This window comes from Roseobacter cerffii (genome assembly GCF_054226325.1).
In genome coordinates this window covers 1,558,804-1,577,121 of the sequence record NZ_CM135757.1, presented here as the reverse complement: position 1 = coordinate 1,577,121, position 18,318 = coordinate 1,558,804, and the positions used below count along the sequence as shown (strand labels likewise).

Below are 18,318 nucleotides of genomic sequence, written 5' to 3'. Positions count from 1 at the left end.
GAGAAGCGCGGGAACATCCGTTTCCGCCGGGACGGTACCGGTGACAACCACCGGTCCGCTGTCTTCGGATCGACGAATATTGTCGATACCGAGAGACACCAATTCTGTTTGAACGTCGTCGGGAGAGACTGGTGAAACCTCTTCAGAGGCCAGAACGATAATGAGGCGTCTGTTTCCCATGAACTGGCAACCCGAAATGAACAAACAAAATGCTTCTCTCATAGGTAGAGTACCACAGATCCGGCAATCCGCGAAGCAACTTTGTTGCGCGGCACCCGCGGCGTTGACCGATCATTCGAATTGATGGGTATCTCAGAACGTCAAACAGCGCACGAAAGAGCCGGGTTTTGGTCAGGCGGAGAGACCCGCCTTGCCTGGCGCCGCAGCGAGCAGAGACCGGGTATAGTCATGCTGTGGATTTGCGTAGACAGCGGCCGTCGGACCAGTTTCAACCACTTGCCCTTTGTTCATCACCATGATCCGGTCGCAGATTTGCGCGGCGACCCTCAGATCATGTGTGATGAAAAGCATCGCGAGGTCGAAACGTCGGCGAACATCGTCGAGCAAATCCAACACCTGCGCCTGAACCGAGACATCGAGCGCCGAGACAGCCTCATCCGCGATCAGGATAGCAGGCTCCATGGCCAAGGCCCGGGCGATGCAGATCCGCTGCCGCTGGCCGCCGGAAAACTGATGCGGAAAGCGGTCGAGCGCGTCCTCCGAAAGGCCCACCACCTGCATCAACTCAGCCGCGCGAGACTTCGCCTCCGCGATCGAAGTGCCGAAGTTCACCGGACCTTCGATGATGCTTTGCCCGACGGTTCGGCGCGGGTTCAGAGAGCGGTAGGGATCCTGAAACACGATCTGGATGTCACGCCGATGAGGACGCAACTGCCCTTCACGAAGCGAGGCGATGTTCTCTCCGTCGATCAGAATAGCACCCGACGTCGGATCGATCAGCCGCATCACACAACGTGCGACGGTGGACTTGCCCGAGCCACTTTCGCCCACAATACCAAGCGTTTCACCGCGCCGTACGGTCAGATCGACATCGCTCGCAGCCTTCACGACACGACCGTTGCCGAAGAGCCCCTCATGGCCATAGGTCTTGACCAGATCTTGGGTTTCCAGCGCCACATCCCCCTCGGCCTCTGGACGCTCGGGCGGGGTCATTGAAGGAACGGCGGCGATCAACTGTTGGGTGTAGGCGTCCTTGGGCGACCCCAAGACCTCTGCCACACTGCCCTGCTCCACAATGCGACCGTGTTTCATCACTGCCACGCGATCAGCAATCTCGGCCACCACGCCGAAATCGTGGGTGATGAACATCACGCCCATGCCCTTGCGGCGCTGGATGTCCTTGATCAGGCTGAGGATCTGCGCCTGCGTGGTCACATCAAGGGCCGTGGTCGGCTCATCGGCGATCAGCAGCTGCGGCTCCAGCGTCAGCGCCATGGCGATCATGATCCGCTGCCGCTGACCACCCGAGAGCTGGTGCGGGTAGGAGCGGTACATCTTCTCGGGATCGGGCAGGCTCACATCCCGCATGGCTTCGATGACCTTCGCCTTGCGCGCCGAGGCCGACAGGTCCGAGTGAATCTCCAGCATCTCGCCAATCTGGTCGCCCACCCTCAGCACCGGGTTCAGGGCCGTCATCGGCTCCTGAAAGATCATCGCCATTTTCTCACCCCGCAGGGTGCGCAGGCGATCATCCGTCGCAGTGAGCAGGTCCTCTCCGCCCAGCTTGATGGTGCCCGCCACCGGTGTCAGCGCGCGCTTGTCCGCCAACCCCATGACCGAGAAGGCCGTGACCGATTTGCCTGACCCGCTTTCTCCCACGATGCAGAGGATTTCGCCTGCATCCACATGCAGCGTGATGTCCTCCACTGCAAAGGGACGATCCGCGCTGGCGGGCAGCGCGACCGACAGGCCCTCGACTTCCAGGACTGCCATCAGCGCATCGCCTTTGCAATCCGAGGATCCAGCGTATCGCGCAGACCGTCGCCGACCACATTCACCGCCAGCACCGTCAGCGCGAGACAGACACCCGGGAAGAAGATGATCCACGGCGTCAGCTGGAAGAAGGTGCGCCCTTCCGACATGATGTTGCCCCAGGACGGGATTTCCGGCGGGATGCCCGCGCCGAGAAAGCCGAGGATGGACTCGGTCAGCATCGCGGAGCCGCAGATATAGGTGGCCTGCACGATCAGCGGCGCAATCGTGTTGGGTAGCACGTGGCGAACGAGGATCGTCGGCACCTTGGTGCCCGCCGAGATCGCCGCCTCGACATAAGGTTCCTCCCGCACTGTCAGCACCACAGAGCGCACCAGTCGCACAACGCGTGGAATCTCCGGGATGACGATGGCGACAATCACCGTCGCCAGCGTCGCGCCCGAAAGCGAAATCAGCGCAATCGCCAGCAGGATGGCTGGGATCGACATCAAGCCATCCATCAGCCGCATGATCAGCGCGTCCATCAGCCGGATATAGCCCGCGATCAGCCCCAGAAAGAGCCCCAGCGCGACCGCGATCAACGCCACGGACAGCCCCACAACCAGAGAAACCTGCGCGCCGTTCACCACCCGCGAATAGACATCGCGCCCCAGCATGTCGGTGCCAAAAAGCCCCGCGCTTCCGGGTGGTTTCAGCCGGTTGATGGGATTGAGCGCGGTAGGGTCGAGCACAAAGAACGGGCCAACAATGGCGAAGGCCGCGATGAACAGCAGCACAATGCCGCCCCAGAACACGCCCCGGTTTCGCAGGGCGTGGCGTGCGAGGCTGATCTCTTGAGGTTTCGGATCGGCAGCAGGGAGGGTTGCGTCTGTCATCAGTACCGGATCCTCGGGTCAAGCAGCGTATAGCTGAGGTCGATCATCAGGTTGATGAAGATATAGATGAAGCTGAAAAAGAGGATCAGCCCTTGGATGATCGGGTAGTCGCGCGCCAGCACGGCATCGAGCACCAGCCGCCCCAGACCGGGGATGTTGAACACGCTCTCCGTCACCACGACGCCGCCGATCAACAGCGCGATGCCAATCCCGATCACCGTGACCACCGGAACCGCGGCGTTTCGCAAGGCATGGCGCATGAGGATCGTGAGCTCCGATTGCCCCTTGGCGCGCGCGGTGCGGATGTAGTCCTCCTCCAGCACCTCGATGACGGAGGCGCGGGTCATTCGTGCGATCAAGGCGATGAAGATCACCGAAAGCGTCACCGTGGGCAGAGTGATATGGTAGAGAAACGGGCCCAGTCCTTCGGTGAATGGCGACTTGTATCCCTGTACGGGCAGGATCTTGAGCGTCATGGAAAAGGTGTAGATCAGGATGTAACCGAGCACGAAAACCGGCACCGAGAACCCGCTGACCGAGAACAGCATCACCACGCGATCAAGCAGCGAGCCTGCGCGAAACGCAGCCAACGTCCCCAAAGGCACGGCCACGACAACGGCGAAAACAATGGTGGTGATCGCCAGCAGGATTGTTGGTTCGATGCGCTGACCGATCAACTCGGTGACGGGTTTGCCCGAAAAGATCGAAGTGCCCAGATCGCCCTGCACCAGCGCCCCGACCCAGCGCAGGAACTGCACAACGATGGGGTCAGATAACCCCAGCTGCTGGCGGATGCGCTCCACATCTTCGGCTGTGGCGTAGTCTCCCGCGATGACGGAGGCAGGATCGCCCGGCGCCAGGCGCAGCATGAGGAAGACGAACAGAGCCACGAGCACCATGACCGGAATGGTCGAGAGCACACGCATGGTGATGTAGCGCGTCATGGCGCCTCCGCGATTGCGAGATAGAAGTCGGGACGTGCCCGGCGCGGAAAGCCCCGCGCCGGGTCGTTGTCTTCAGATCACTCGACCGAGATGTTCCAGAAGAACTGCACCGGGGATTTGATCAGACCCTGTACGTTGCTGCGATAGGCGACGGGGTTGAAGAACTGCCCCAGCTGCCCGGACGCACCGATCGACCACAGGCGGTCCTGCACGGTCTGTGCAACTTCTTTCTTCTCGTCTTCACTGCCAGCAACCGCGAAGGCCGCGCGGGCCTCTTCCAGCGCGGGGTCCTCGGCCCAGCCGAACCATCCGGCATCCGGGTTGCCCGAGAAGGCAATCGCCATCGGGTCAATCACGTCTGCTCCGATCCACCAGGTGTGGAACATGTTCCAGCCGCCATCAGCCACCGGATCGCGCAGTGCGCGGCGCGAGGTGAGTGTTGACCAGTCCATCGCCTGAACTTCGACCTCGAAGCCTACGTTGCGCAGCTTTTCAGCCGTTACCAGCGAGAAAGCCGACAGGATCGGGATGTCGGTCGGCTGCATGATCACCACTGGCGTTCCGTCATAGCCGGTCTCAGACAGCGCGGTCTTGGCCGCCTCGATGTCCCCCATGGACATCACCTCGGAGCCGACATCGTTGTCGAGCGGCGTGCCGCAGGGGAAGACCGAATAGCAGGTTTTCCAGAACTTCGGATCACCCACGGCCGCCGCCATGTAGTCCTCCTGCTTCATCGCCATCATGGCCGCGCGGCGCACATCGGCGTTGTCGAAGGGGGGCAAAAGGTGATTGAAGCGCGCAAAGCCGATATTCCCGAGCGGATCGTTCACTTCGACAGTGATATCCGGGTTCGCCTCCAGCAGGGGAGCCAGGTCATTGGCAGGTTGTTCGAAGAAATCGACCTCACCTGCCATCAACGCATTCATGGCAGTCGTCTGATCGGGGAAGTAAGTCCAGACAACCTTGTCCACCTTGGCGACCTTACCGCCCGAAGCGGCAGAGACCGGCTCTTCCCGTGGCACGTAATCCTCGAACTTGGTGTAGACGACCGTGCTGCCCGGCACCCACTCATCTTCCTGGAAGACGAAGGGGCCAGACCCGGTGAAATCGGTGATTTGCTCGAACGGGTCGGTGGCCGCCACGCGGGCTGGCATGATGAAGGGCACGTTCGACGAGATCTTGCCAATGGATTCGAGCACCAGCCCGTACTCATTCGCCAGTGTCAGAACGACGGTCTTATCGTCTGCCGCCTCAAGGCTCGCGGTGTTCGCAAAGAGCTGCTGGCCCATGCCGTCCCGTTTACCCCAACGCTCGAGCGAGGCCACTACATCCGCCGCTGTCACAGGTGCGCCGTCGTGGAAAGTCAGCCCGTCGCGCAGCACGAAGGTCCAGCTGAGCCCGTCCTCGGATGTCTCCCATGTGTCGACCATCTGGGGCTGCGGCTCGAAGTTTTCATTCATCGCGAACAGCGTGTCATAGATCATATAGCCGTGGTTACGGGTGATGTAGGCGGTCGTCCAGATCGGGTCGAGGTTCTTGAGGTCCGCGTGCGGAATGACCCTGAGTGTCGTCTCGGCCTGTGCCACACTTGGCAGAGCTCCCAAGGCGAGCGGCCCTGCGAGCAACGCAGCCAAAACGCTGCGGCGCTTCATCCATCCAAGCATTTTCGTCTCCCTATTGGTCTTGTGTCGATTATTCAGTTACGCAGGGTCAATCAGGCACGCGCCGCTGCGGATTGTCAATCTCGCGCCGCGGTGTTTGTCCAATCTGCGGTCCCCTTGCTCGAAGGTAAGGCACTCATTGCAAAGGTATACTCATGATCACAGTTTTCAGCGCAGCCAAGGTCATCACGATGGATCCGAACCGTCCGGAGGCGACCCATGTGGCCGTGCGCGATGGCCGCGTGCTGGCCGTGGGTGGGGCAGATTGCGCCGATGGCTGGGGGCCTGCCACGGTCGACCACCGCTTTGCTGACAAGGTGATCCTGCCGGGACTGATCGAAGCCCATGCCCATGTCATGGCCGGCGGCATCTGGGACTATACCTATTGCGGCCACTACGCCCGCACCGATCCCGACGGCAAAGTTTGGGACGGCGTTGGAGACTACGACGCGATCATCGCACGTCTGCGTGAGGTCGCGGAGCGGACGCCGAAAGGCGCGCCCGTCATCGGCTGGGGGCTTGATCCGAACTTCCTGGAGGGTCGGCGCTTTGACAAGGATCACCTCGACCAGGTCTCGACCGATCATCCCGTCGTCGTCTCACACTCAAATTTCCATCTTATGACGGTGAACTCCACCGCACTGGCGCTCGCGGGTTTTGACGCGGGGACGAATATCGAAGGGGTGATGAAGGGCCCTGATGGCACTCCCAATGGCGAGCTTCAGGAATTCGCCGCGATGATGCCGATGTGCGACGCCAGCGGCTACAACTTCCTCAACATGGCGACTGAGCCGAGCCTGCGCGCCTATGGGCAGGTTGCGCGGCTCTGTGGAGTGACCACCGTTGCCGAACTGCTGTCGGACCTGCACGAAGACGAAGTGGCGATGATCGAACGGGTGGTGCACGACCCAGCCTTTCCAGCTCGCTATGTGCCGATCATGAATGCGATGGTGGGCGATCCCGATGACGAGGCCGCCCGAGCCGTCGCTTTGCGCGCCCGGTCGACCGACAAGCTCTCGTTGGGGCGCGCGAAGCTCTTCACCGATGGTGCAATCCAAGGCTACACCGCCAAGCTGAAGGCGCCGGGGTACTTCACAGGCGAAGACAACGGCATTTGGAACATGGATCTGGATCACTACCGCCGCGCGGTCGAGGCGCTGCACAAGGCAGGGGTGAAAACGCATATCCACACCAACGGCGATGCGGCCTCGGAATTCGCCATCGAGGTTTATGAAGAGGTCCTGCTGAAGTACCCCAACCCCGATCTGCGCCATACGCTGGAGCATGTTCAGCTGGCCACCCGCGACCAATTCAAACGCATGAAGGCGCTGGGGTTGACCTGCAATATCTTCGGCAACCACATCCACTATTTCGGCGATATCCACTGGACCAAGACTCTGGGCCCTGACCGCGCGAGCCGCATGAACGCCTGCCGCGACGCGGTCGAGATCTTCGACAATGAATTCGCCATCCACTCCGACGCGCCAATCACACCGATGGCGCCGCTGGTCACCGCCTGGGCGGCGGTGAACCGGGTGACCGAGACGGGCCGCGTGCTCGGCACTAGCCAGCAGATCACCGTGCCGCAGGCGCTGCATTGCATCACGCTGGGGGCGGCCCACGTGCTGAAGCTTGATCACGAGATCGGCTCGATCCAGACCGGCAAACATGCAGATTTCTGCGTGCTGGCCGAAGACCCCCTCAGCATCGACCCGATGGCCTTGCGCGATGTCGAGGTGGTGGCGACCGTGCTCGGCGGGGAGGTAACCGCATGACCCGCGTCGCCGTTGCTGGCTTTCAGCACGAAACCAATACGTTCGCACCTTTTCCGACCACGCTGGAGCATTTTGAAACCGCCGGGTCGTGGCCAGCGTTGACCCGGGGCGCAGCGCTTCACACCGTGATGCGCGGGCTCAACATTCCGCTGTCTGGGTTCATGGCCGCCTGTCCGCATGAGATGATACCAATCCTCTGGGCCGGTGCGGAGCCGGGCGGTTATGTGGACGATGAGGCCTTCGAGACCATCACGCACGAGATCGTCGCAGCGGTGGTGGCTGCCAAACCCGATGCCGTCTACATTGACCTGCACGGCGCGATGGTGACCCGTGCCTTCGACGACGCCGAGGCGGAAATCCTGGCGCGCCTGCGCAAGGCTGTGGGTCCGAACGTACCGCTGGTGGCCAGCTTCGATCTGCACGCGAACCTTTCGCCCGCGATTTGTGATCTGGCCGACGGCGTGACGCTCTACCGGACCTACCCTCATACAGACCTTGCTGAGACCGGCGCGCGGGCCGCGCATCTGCTGGAACGGCTGCTGCAAGGCCCCCTCGCCAAAGCCTATGCGCAGGTTGATCTGCTCGTCCCCATCACCGCGCAAGCCACCGAGTTCGAACCCGCCCGCAGCCTCTATGCGATGTTGCCCGACCAGAAGGTGGTTTCTGCCGATATCGCGATGGGTTTTCCCCCGGCGGATATCCCCGATTGCGGGCCCAGCATCTTTGCCTACGACCCTAACCCCCAAAAGGCTCAGGCTGCGGTGGACGCGCTCGCCGCAGCGATGCGTGCATCCGAGAGTGCCTTTGATGCACGACTGGAACCGGCCATGAACTGCGTGGCCCGCGCAATGACGCTAGCGGCACCGGTGGTGATCGCTGACCCGCAGGACAATCCCGGCGCGGGCGGGACCGGCGACACAACGGGTGTGCTGCGCGCGCTGATCGACCAAGCGGTGCCCGATGCTGTTCTGTCCATGCTCTACGATCCGAAAGCGGCCGCTGCGGCACATGCAGCGGGTGAAGGCGCTGAGATCGACGTGGCCCTCGGCGGTGCGTTCTGCGAGTATTCTCAGCCGGTGATGGCGACAGTACTCGTCGAACGCCTGTCGAATGGCGTTTTCGACTTCACCGGCCCAATGTTCGGCGGCGCCCGAGCGCACCTTGGCCCCGTCGCCCGGCTCAAGCTGGTTGGCACGGGGATCACCGTGGTGGTTGGCTCGCGCCGTGGCCAGAATGCGGATCAGGAAATGTTCCGTGTGGTGGGGATCGAGCCGGCTGATCACGCAATCGTCTGCGTGAAATCGGGGGTGCATTTCATGGCCGACTATCTGCAGATCACCGACCGCATTCTCTTTGCCGAAGCACCGGGAGCGAACCCGTGCCATCTGGAAACCTTGCCATATACGCGGCTGCGTCCGGGCGTTCGACTAGGATAGCCTAACACACGTTAATCTCGTCGGCGACGCCATGCGCATTCATCTGCCCAGAGCTGGGATACGCCATCACAAACCTGTGGTGAGGGTTTTCAATCACATCCGCTTCACTAAATCTTGTATCAAGGAAACATCTCTCAGTGCCGCTGGGGCCAACAGCCCCGCTCATCGACGGTCCTCGTCAGACAGGAGAAATCCAGATGCCGAACACGAATTTCACCCGCCGCTCCCTTCTCGCCGCTGGCAGCGCTGGCTTGGCCACGCTTGGTTCGGGCGTCATGCTGCCTGCCCGCGCCGCAGGCCTCGCCGCCACCCCCTCCATGCGCGGGGGCTCCAACAATTATCTGCCCAACGCGCCCATCGTCGAACGGATCGGGGGTGGCGGGTTCTGGATGACAGGGACCGTGCGCCGCGCGGGGGATGGCGCGCCGCTGGCAGGCCAGCGCATTCAGATCTGGGCGCACACCACAGAAGGCCATGAGCGAGACCCGCACAGCCATGGCGCGACGCTCACCGATGCGAACGGCGTGTTTCGGCTCGAGATGCCGCAGATTGTGCCCGCCTTCGGCCAACCACACGGGCACCTCGCCTATGACAGTGGCGAGTTTCAAACGGTGTTCCTGCGACCGGTGATGCCGAGCGCGGGTGACACCACGCTCGAGGCTCATTTTGTGCTGCAACCCGCCTGAGCCCTGTGGCGGAGCTTGGTCCGAGCCCGGTGCGGACGGGCCTGATCTGGGCCGCGCTCGCCTGTGCCGTGCTTGTGCCGATTGCCGCAGCCGGAGCGAGCCCCCTGCTGGCCTGGCGCGATCCGATCTACATCACAGGCGGTTTTGCTGGAATCTTGGCAATGGGCTTGCTGCTGCTGCAACCTCTGTTGGCTGCTGGCCTTCTGCCGGGGTTGTCTCTGCAAACCGCCCGGCGGATGCATCGCTGGGTCGGCTCGGGCCTAGTGATTGCGGTTGTGGTGCACATCGCCGCGCTCTGGATCACCAGCCCACCTGACATGATCGACGCGCTCCTGCTCGCCTCGCCAACGCCATTTTCGATCTGGGGGGTGATCGCCATGTGGGCGATCTTCGCCGCAGCGGGCCTCGCAGCCCTGCGCCGCCGTTTGCGATTGCGCCCGACGACATGGCGCGCCGCCCACAGCACGCTGGCCGTTGCAGTGGTTGCAACTGGCGTGCTGCACACGCTTCTGATCGAAGGCACGATGGAGCCTGTGTCCAAATTTGCGCTGTGCGCGCTGGTCGTTGGCGCCTTGTCCGGTGCGTTGATCACAATCCGCACGCGCACACGTCGTAGTCGGCATCGCTGACGACGACCCATCGCTGCAAGCGCGGGCAAACACCTAAATCTGGTCCGCCGAGGGCCAACCGCTTGGGCAGTGGCAACGGGACCTCACGTCTTACTTGCCCTCAAAGGGCTCGCAAACCTCAGAAAACAAAACGAAACCCCCGAGACTCTCTCCAGCTCACGCAATGGCGCACAGATTCTTGATCCAATCGTGACTCGCAAAACGCCGGGTTTGGCAAGACTGTGTGGATCATCGTTTTTCCAGTGTTGCGGGCGAAATATCTCCATCAACGCGCCTTCGGAAAAGATAATCAATGCGAAAGGTCGCCACATGATATCGGCAATCAAGTCTTACACCCGTGCAGCCTCGGCTGCCGCGTTGATCGCGGCCACCTTGCTCGGGGCGGATGCCACACGAGCGGAGACATCCGCTGCCCTGCCCGACTACGTGATTGCGGAATACGGCGCGCCGCCTGCCGTTCCAACCGGTCCTCTCAGCGAGGAACTGCAGGCGGCAGTGCAGGTCGCCTTTGTCGACAGCATTGTGCAAGAGACCTGGGGCCGGGATCAGACCATCGCGCTCGAAGAGATCACCGCTTCGAAGGATCCACGGATTGTCTGGATCATCAGCGACCTGCTGCGCTTCGTCTCTGAAAGGCACCTCAATGCGACGCTGACAAAGACAGCGGCAGGTCTGCTCCAAACCGATCTGCCGGACCGGAACAATTGGGGCGTGATCACTGATCACCTGATCGCCTGGGACATTCCCGCGCCACCGGGCTACCTGCCCGTGAAGCGGGCGATCTTCACCAGTATCATCCCCGGATGGGAGCAGATCTTCGTCGAAGGCAGCATCGACTGGCGGCATGTCTCCTGGGGCGGCGTGCTGATCGATGATCGCGCCTATGACCGCACCCATGATCCATGCAACTGCATCCCCGCGGCTGACAACCCCGCCGTCAGCAGCGCGGAGGATGCCACCTGGCTCGAGGATGACGACATCGTCTTCGGCATCGAGATCAATGGGGAAACCCGCGCCTATCCGCGCCGCATCATGGAAGTGCGCGAGATGGTCAATGACACGTTAGGCGGGCGGGATTTGGGCATTCCCTACTGCACCCTCTGCGGCGCGGCACAGGCCTATTTCACCGACCGCTTGCCCGACGGGGTCGAGCGGCCAGTTTTGCGGACCTCGGGTCTGCTGATCCGGTCGAACAAGGTCATGTACGATGTGAACACCTTCTCGGTCTTCGACACGTTCTTGGGGCATGCCGTGACGGGGCCCTTGGCGGACAAGGGCATAAAGTTGGACCAAGCCACCGTGATCACGACCGATTGGGGCACGTGGAAGAAAGAGCATCCCAACACGACGGTCCTGATCGAAGCGCTGGCCCTTGGACGCGATTTTGACTTCCGCAACGGGCGCGATGCCAACGGGCCGATCTTTCCGGTCGGCGATGTCGATCCGCGACTGCCGGTGCATGAGGACATCATCGGCATTGTCACCGCTTCGGGCCAGCCCATCGCGTTTCAACGCAGCAAGGCCATTGCCGCCCTGAAACAAGGTCAGGAGATTGCCTTCGAGAACGTGCGGCTGGCCCTGAATGCAGGCGGTGTCGGCGCGGTGGATGCGGAGGGCAATGACCTTGGCAGCCATCAGGCCTTCTGGTTTGCCTGGTCGCAGTTCCACCCAGAAACGGCGCTCTGGCCCGAGTAGAAGTCATTGCGATGGGTCGCCAGCGTTCGGTGATCCGTCACGCCTAGTGCGAGATCATCCAAGGCCGCTTGGTCGGGAAGCTCTTGGAACCGTCGGGGCGATAGAGCGTCTTGTTGGACACTTTCTTGCCACCGCCACAGCAGCCGCAGCCCGGGCCATGGGCGCTGCGTTTGGGGCTGTCGGCGGAGCGTTCGTTGGTTTCATGCGCGCGGCGGGTGGCCGAGGCCATCCCCGAGATATGCGGCACAGAAAACATCACGCGTGGGGCCGATTGGCCGCAGGCGGGGCAGTCGCAGGGGTCGGCAAAGGCCGACATGGGTGCTGTCTCTTCAAAGACGCCGCAGTCGGTGCATTGGTATTCATAGATGGGCATATAGGGGTCTTCCAATAGAGGGAGCCGGCGCCGATATGGCGCCGACCAAAAGAGTTAGAGATCGGGCGCCAGGGGCACATCGATGCTTCCGTCGAGATACTTCGTCGGACCGTCAGCGTTGGGCATCATGTCCCATTCGAAGATGTCATTCGGAAGCCAGAGCGTGGCACAGGCGTTGGGAATATCCACCACGCCCGAGATATGCCCCTGCACTGGAGCCGTCCCGAGGATCGCATAGGCCTGCGCGCCGGAGTAACCGAACTTCTTGAGGTACTCGATGGCGTTGAGGCAGGCCTGCCGGTAGGCGATATGCACATCGAGATAATGCTGCTCGCCTTCTTCATCGACCGAGATGCCCTCGAAGATCAGATAGTCATTGTAGGCGGGGGTGATCGGAGATGGCTTGAAGATCGGGTTCTTGATCCCGTATTTCGACATGCCGTCCTTGATCAGAGAGACCTTCAGGTGCAGCCAACCGGCCATTTCGATGGCGCCGCAAAAGGTGATCTCGCCATCGCCCTGGCTAAAGTGCAGATCCCCCATCGAAAGCCCGGCACCGTCCACATAGACCGGGAAGTAGATCTTCGAGCCGCGGCTGAGGTCCTTGATGTCACAGTTCCCGCCATGCTCGCGTGGCGGCACGGTGCGGGCGGCCTCGGCGGCGGCAGCGTCCCGTGCCTCGCCTTTCATGGCGCCCATATGCGCGCTTTGCGTGTTGGGCAGGGCGGCCAGCGGCGGTGTGCGGTCGGGGTCGGTGTTGAAGAGTGCTGTCTCGCGGCTGTTCCACATATCCAGCATCTTGCGATCCGGCAGACAGCCGATCAGGCCGGGGTGGATCAGCCCGGCATACTTCATGCCCGGCACGTGGCGCGATTTGGTGAACATGCCGTCGATGTCCCAGATCGACTTCTGCGCCTCCGGGAAATGTTCGGTCAGAAATCCGCCGCCGTTCTGCTTGGAAAAGAACCCGTTGAAGCCCCAGAGCATCTCCTCCTTGGCGCCGATGTCGAGGATGTCGACCACCAGCAAATCGCCCGGCTCCGCGCCCTTTACGCCGATGGGGCCGGAGAGATAGTGCACCTGCTCCAACTCCACATCGCGCACGTCGGAGGCGTCGTCGTCATTCTTGATCTGCCCGCCGGTCCAGTCGTAGGTCTCGATCTTGAAATCGTCGCCCGGCTCGACCCAGACATTGATCGGGATGTCCGGGTGCCAGCGGTTGTGCACATTCTCATTGGTGTGCGGGCTTTCGCTGAGCTCTACGGAAATCAATGTGTCAGCCATGTCTACCTCCTGCTTTGGTGTTCATACGGATAGGAATTTCGAGACCTTGGCCTCGTCGATGCCGTCGCGCGGGCTGTCGTGCACGAAACTGCCGTTTTCGATCACCATCACCCGGTCGGCCACGTCGAGCGCGAAGCTCAGCACTTGTTCGGAGACGACGATGCTGAGGCCCTTCTCGTCGCGGATGCGGCGCAGGGTGCGGGCCATCTCGCGGATGATCGATGGCTGGATGCCCTCGGTTGGCTCATCGAGCAGCAGCACCTTGGGGTTCGAGGCGAGCGCCCGGGCGATGGCGAGCTGCTGTTGTTGACCGCCCGAGAGGTTGCCACCCCGGCGGCCCTTCATTTCCAGGAGCACCGGGAAGAGTTCATAGATGTCCTCGGGCACTTTAGACTGTCCGGTCACTGTGAGGCCGGTTTCCACGTTCTCCTGCACGGTCATGGCCGAGAAAATCATCCGCCCCTGCGGCACATAGGCGATGCCGCGCGCGACGCGCTGGTGCGATTTCAACCCGGTCACCGGTTGGTCGCCCACCGTCACCTCGCCGCCGCGTTCGGGCACGATACCCATGAGCGTCTTCATCAGCGTGGTCTTGCCCATGCCGTTGCGGCCCATGATCGCCACGATCTCGCCCGGGGCCACATCGAGGTTCAGGCTGTGCAGGATCTCGCTTTCGCCGTAAGCCGCGCGGAGGGATTTTACGTTCAGCATCTTGGTCTCTCCTTCAGTGGCCCAAGTAGACTTCGACGACCTTGGGGTCGTTCTGTACCCGCTCCATCGAGCCTTCAGACAGCGTCTTGCCCTGGTGCAGCACAGTCACGCGGGTCGCGATATCAGCGACAAAGCCCATGTCATGCTCGATCACGATCACGGAGCGGTCCTGGATGATGCGGTTCAGCAGTTCGGCGGTCTTCTTGCGCTCGGCCACCGACATGCCGGCGACGGGTTCGTCCAGCATCAGAAGCTCAGGGTCCTGAATGAGCAGCATGCCGATCTCCAGCCACTGCTTTTGCCCGTGGCTGAGGAAGGCAGCCTTCTCGTCCAGTTGATCGGCGAGGAAGATGGTGCATGCAATCTCGTCAATGCGCTCCCGCACCTCCGCGTCGCGCTTGAAGGCCAGTGCGCCAAAGACGCTGTGCCCTTTGGGATAACTCAGTTCGAGGTTTTCGAAGACGGTCAGGTCTTCATAGACCGACGGCGTCTGAAATTTCCGGCCCACACCTGCATTCACGATCTGGTCTTCGCGCATCGACAAGAGTTCCTGATCGTGGAACTTGACGGACCCCGCAGTCGCCTTGGTGCGCCCGCAGATGAGGTCGAGCACGGTGGTCTTGCCCGCGCCATTGGGGCCGATGATCACCCGGCATTCGTTCGGCTCCACATAGAAGCTCAGCGCATCGACCGCCTTGAACCCGTCAAAGGACACGGTGAGGTCTTCCACTTTCAGGATGAAACGCTCTTGCATGTCGCTTACTCCGCCGGGGCGCCCTCGGGCGCGCGTTTGTCGTCACGGGTTTTGCCGAAGAGGGCGAGGAGCCGCGGCTCAATCTTCTCGGACCAAACGCCCGCGAGGCCGTTGGGGAAGAGCATGACCACCGCGATGAAGAGCCCGCCGAGGCCCAGCAGCCACAGCTCCGGGAAGCTTTCGGAGAAGGTGGTCTTGGCCCAGTTGACCAGCAAAGCGCCATAGACCGCGCCGAGGATCGACAGCCGCCCGCCGACGGCGCAGAAGATGACCATCTCGATGGACGGCACGATGCCCACCAGGGTTGGCGACATGAAGCCCACCTGCAGGGTGAACATGGCCCCGCCGATGCCCGCGAAAGCGGCACCGAGGCAGAAAATGAAGATTTTGAAGTTGGCGACGTTGTACCCGGAGAAGCGCACGCGGTCCTCTTGGTCACGCATGGCGATAAGCAACCGCCCGAGCTTGGAGCGCCTCACGAAATGTGCTGCAAAGAGCACAGCGAAGAGCAGCACGCCGTTCACGAAGTAGAGCGTCGTCTTGGCCTCATCGGTGCGGATGTCCCAACCCAGGAGCGTGCGCAGGTCGGTGATGCCGTTCACGCCGCCGGTGTAGCCTTGCTGGCCGATGATCAGGATCGTAATGATCGCGGCAAAGGCCTGGGTGATGATCGCGAAATACACGCCGCCCACGCGCCGGGTGAACATCGCCACGCCGATGATGAAGGCGAAGACTACGGGCACGGCCACGACGGCAAGGAGCGCTAGTGGCAGAGAATAGAAGGGCTGCCACCACACCGGCAGCTCGGTCAGCTGGTTCCAGTCCATGAAGTCGGGGATGCCGGGGGTGGATTGGATCGACGTGTTCTCCGGCGTTGAGGCTTCAAGCTTGAGAAACATCGCCATGCAATAGCCGCCAAGGCCAAAGAACACGCCCTGACCGAGGCTGAGGATGCCGCCCGCGCCCCAGCAGAGCGACAGGCCAATGGCGACGAAGGCATAGGTCAGGTATTTGCCAAAGAGGTTCAGGCGGAAGCTGTCCAGCATCATCGGAAAGACGATGAAGATCAGCGCTGCAAGGATGGCGAAGCCGAGGATGTCCTTGCGGGTCATGAACGCGGAGGATTGCATGGACATGGCTCCTTACTTGCGCAGCTTGAGGGAGAAGAGACCCTGCGGGCGGAGCATCAGGATGCCCACAACCACCAGCAGCGTCAGAACCTTGGCCATGGAGCCGGAGAGGAAGAACTCCATAATCGACTGCGCCTGACTAATGGAAAACGCGCTGGCGATGGTGCCGAGAAGCGAGCCCGCGCCGCCGAAGACCACCACGAGGAAGGTGTCGACAATGTAGAGCTGCCCGGCGGTCGGCCCGGTGGAGCCGATCATCGTGAAGGCTGAGCCCGCGACGCCCGCGACCCCACAGCCGATGCCAAAGGTCAGCCGGTCGGTCCATTCGGTGTTGATGCCGACAGCGCCTGCCATCACGCGGTTCTGATTGATCGCGCGCACCTGCTGGCCCCAGCGGGAGCGGAACATCATGATGTAGACGGCCAGTGAGATCCCGACGGCGAGCACCATGACGAAAATCCCGTTGATTGGCACTTCAATGAGATCCGTGAGAGGCAGCGACCCCATCATCCAGTCGGGGATCGACACACCCACCTCGCGCGCGCCAAAGACGCTGCGATAGGTCTGTTGCAGAATGAGGCTTAACCCCCAAGTCGCCAGCAGCGTATCGAGGGGGCGTTTATATAGGTGCCGGATCATCGCCCATTCGACGAACAGCCCCAAAAGCCCCGAGGCGATGAACGCCAGGATCATCGCCACAAAGAAATACATGCTGAATAGCGCGGGCATGTAATCCGCGAAGAGGTTTGACATCAGGTAGGTGACGTAAGCGCCGAGGATCATGAACTCCCCATGCGCCATGTTGATCACGCCCATCTGGCCGAAGATGATCGCCAGACCCAGAGCCATGAGCACAAAAACAGAAAACAGGATCAGCCCTGCAAAGCCCTGCATGGCAAAAATCGCGCCAAGCTCGGCCATCGAATAATCGGCAAACATCTCATGCCTCCGGGTGTCTTTTGGTAAAGTAGGGGCGGCCCGGGTCTGGCACCCCGGACCGCGAAACCAGCCTTATTGGTAGCCTTCGGGGAAGGGATCAGGCTCCACCAGGTCGGCGGTCTCGAACACAACTTCGTACTGACCATCTGCCTGTGCACGGCCCACACGTGTCTTGGACCAGAGGTGATGGTTCTCGTGCACTTTCACGTAACCTTCGGGCGCCGTGGTCAGCTCGATGCCCGGGCTCGCCTCGCGCACCTTGTCGACGTCGAAGCTGCCGGCTTTCTCGACAGCGGCTTTCCACAGCCACGGGCCGAGATAGGCGGCTTGGGTCACGTCGCCGATCACCATGTCGTCGCCCCACATCTCCTTGAAGGCTTTGACGAAGGCGAGGTTGTTCTCGTTTTCGAGCGACTGGAAATACTTCATGCAGGCATAGGCGCCGTCTATATTCTCGCCGCCGATGCCGCGGATCTCGTCCTCGGTCACCGAGATGGTCAGCAGCAGCGGCTTTTCCTTGGTCATGTCGATGCCAGCGGCCTTGAGCTGCTTGTAGAAGGCTACATTCGAGCCGCCCACGACGATGGCATAGATCACATCCGGCTTGCGCAGGCGGATCTTATTGATGACCGAGTTGAACTGCGTATGGCCGAGCGGATAGTATTCCTCGCCCACGACCTTGCAGCCATCCATGAAGTTCTCGATGTGCTTGCGCGCGATCTTGTTCGACGTGCGCGGCCAGATGTAGTCTGACCCGAGCAGATAAAAGGTCTTGGCACCCTTGGTCTGGTTGACCCAGTCGAGGCCAGCGATGATCTGCTGTGTGGCCTCCTGGCCAGTGTAGATCACGTTCGGGCTCTGTTCGAGGCCTTCATAGAACGTCGGATAATAGAGGAAGCCGTTGTGCTGCTCAAAGACCGGCAGCACCGCCTTGCGCGAGGCGGACGTCCAGCAGCCCATGACGGAAGCAACCTTGTCGTTGACCAACAGCTTGCGCGCTTTCTCGGCAAATGTCGGCCAATCGGATGCGCCGTCTTCCTGGATGTATTCGATCTTGCGGCCCAGGATGCCGCCCTGCGCGTTGATCTGTTCAATTGCGAGCTTCTCGGCCTGCACCGAGCCGGTCTCGGAGATGGCCATGGTGCCGGTAATCGAGTGCAGGATCCCAATGGTGACCGTATCGTCAGTGACAGCGAGGCCTGTTGTGTTCACCTCTGCCGTTGGGAAATCCGCCGCGCGCAGGCCCTTCGGCATAAACAGAGACGCCGTCAGCGCCGTCCCACCGGCCAGCACAGCCCGGCGGCTTACCCCCTTGGTTTTGTTATCAGAATTGTCGTCAGACATATCGCCCCCTTGTCAGATGCTCAAGAAATGGGCGATTCCACATCACCCGCTGCTGGAATGATCGCGGGCAATGCTGCAGCGCAGTATACGTTAAATGACGTATATGGCTGCGCGTTTTGTGCACGTACT

The 18,318-nt window shown here is 61.5% G+C and carries 16 protein-coding genes; 5 read left to right on the top strand and 11 right to left on the bottom strand.

The window, feature by feature from the left end; translation table 11 throughout:
• Positions 1–351: 351 nt before the first annotated feature.
• From ACVC7O_RS07740 to ACVC7O_RS07725, 4 genes are all read right to left on the bottom strand, one after another.
• On the bottom strand, positions 352–1,953 hold the full coding sequence (locus ACVC7O_RS07740; protein ID WP_458325508.1) for an ABC transporter ATP-binding protein: 1,602 nt from the start codon (positions 1,951–1,953) through the stop codon (positions 352–354).
• Positions 1,953–2,828, bottom strand: a complete 876-nt coding sequence (locus ACVC7O_RS07735; protein WP_458325507.1) for an ABC transporter permease — start codon at positions 2,826–2,828, stop codon at positions 1,953–1,955. Before ACVC7O_RS07735 ends, ACVC7O_RS07740 begins: the two co-directional genes overlap by 1 nt.
• Positions 2,828–3,772 carry an ABC transporter permease gene (locus ACVC7O_RS07730; RefSeq protein WP_458325506.1) on the bottom strand — a complete coding sequence of 315 codons (945 nt, stop codon included), beginning with the start codon at positions 3,770–3,772 and terminating at the stop codon, positions 2,828–2,830. The genes ACVC7O_RS07735 and ACVC7O_RS07730 overlap by 1 nt, the downstream gene beginning before the upstream one ends.
• A 77-nt stretch (positions 3,773–3,849) precedes the next feature.
• Entirely contained in the window at positions 3,850–5,436 is a 1,587-nt protein-coding gene (locus ACVC7O_RS07725; RefSeq protein ID WP_458325505.1) for an ABC transporter substrate-binding protein, read from the bottom strand.
• A 152-nt stretch (positions 5,437–5,588) separates the two neighbouring features.
• Between ACVC7O_RS07725 and ACVC7O_RS07720 the strand changes: the two genes are divergently transcribed.
• The 5 genes from ACVC7O_RS07720 to ACVC7O_RS07700 all read left to right on the top strand — a co-directional run bounded on the left by ACVC7O_RS07720 (position 5,589) and on the right by ACVC7O_RS07700 (position 11,654).
• Complete coding sequence (locus ACVC7O_RS07720; protein WP_458325504.1) at positions 5,589–7,208, top strand: amidohydrolase; 1,620 nt, start codon at positions 5,589–5,591, stop codon at positions 7,206–7,208.
• Positions 7,205–8,644, top strand: a complete 1,440-nt coding sequence (locus ACVC7O_RS07715; protein ID WP_458325503.1) for a M81 family metallopeptidase — start codon at positions 7,205–7,207, stop codon at positions 8,642–8,644. Before ACVC7O_RS07720 ends, ACVC7O_RS07715 begins: the two co-directional genes overlap by 4 nt.
• Before the next feature lie 197 nt (positions 8,645–8,841).
• On the top strand, positions 8,842–9,330 hold the full coding sequence (locus ACVC7O_RS07710; RefSeq protein WP_458325502.1) for a twin-arginine translocation pathway signal: 489 nt from the start codon (positions 8,842–8,844) through the stop codon (positions 9,328–9,330).
• Between the two features lie 5 nt (positions 9,331–9,335).
• The gene (locus ACVC7O_RS07705; protein ID WP_458325501.1) at positions 9,336–9,959 is read left to right on the top strand and encodes a ferric reductase-like transmembrane domain-containing protein; all 624 of its coding nucleotides are present in this window, start codon (positions 9,336–9,338) and stop codon (positions 9,957–9,959) included.
• A 309-nt stretch (positions 9,960–10,268) separates the two neighbouring features.
• Positions 10,269–11,654, top strand: coding sequence for a DUF3179 domain-containing (seleno)protein (locus ACVC7O_RS07700; protein WP_458325500.1), 1,386 nt, complete (start codon positions 10,269–10,271; stop codon positions 11,652–11,654).
• 43 nt (positions 11,655–11,697) lie between these two features.
• Here the strand turns inward: ACVC7O_RS07700 and ACVC7O_RS07695 are convergent, their stop codons facing one another.
• The 7 genes from ACVC7O_RS07695 to urtA form a co-directional block, all read right to left on the bottom strand.
• A complete protein-coding gene (locus ACVC7O_RS07695; protein ID WP_458325499.1) occupies positions 11,698–12,027 on the bottom strand; it encodes an FmdB family zinc ribbon protein in 330 nt (109 codons plus the stop codon).
• Between the two features lie 54 nt (positions 12,028–12,081).
• Positions 12,082–13,311 (bottom strand): formamidase, encoded by a 1,230-nt coding sequence (fmdA, locus tag ACVC7O_RS07690; RefSeq protein WP_458325498.1) that lies wholly within the window; start codon positions 13,309–13,311, stop codon positions 12,082–12,084.
• Positions 13,312–13,332: 21 nt separating this feature from the next.
• Positions 13,333–14,022, bottom strand: a complete 690-nt coding sequence (gene urtE / locus ACVC7O_RS07685; protein WP_458325497.1) for an urea ABC transporter ATP-binding subunit UrtE — start codon at positions 14,020–14,022, stop codon at positions 13,333–13,335.
• A 13-nt stretch (positions 14,023–14,035) separates the two neighbouring features.
• A complete protein-coding gene (urtD, locus tag ACVC7O_RS07680) occupies positions 14,036–14,776 on the bottom strand; it encodes an urea ABC transporter ATP-binding protein UrtD (RefSeq protein ID WP_458325496.1) in 741 nt (246 codons plus the stop codon).
• A gap of 5 nt (positions 14,777–14,781) precedes the next feature.
• Positions 14,782–15,906, bottom strand: a complete 1,125-nt coding sequence (urtC, locus tag ACVC7O_RS07675) for an urea ABC transporter permease subunit UrtC (RefSeq protein ID WP_458325495.1) — start codon at positions 15,904–15,906, stop codon at positions 14,782–14,784.
• Positions 15,907–15,918: 12 nt separating this feature from the next.
• Positions 15,919–16,845, bottom strand: a complete 927-nt coding sequence (urtB, locus tag ACVC7O_RS07670; RefSeq protein ID WP_458325494.1) for an urea ABC transporter permease subunit UrtB — start codon at positions 16,843–16,845, stop codon at positions 15,919–15,921.
• 72 nt (positions 16,846–16,917) lie between these two features.
• A complete protein-coding gene (urtA, locus tag ACVC7O_RS07665) occupies positions 16,918–18,189 on the bottom strand; it encodes an urea ABC transporter substrate-binding protein (protein WP_458325493.1) in 1,272 nt (423 codons plus the stop codon).
• Positions 18,190–18,318 lie beyond the last annotated feature (129 nt).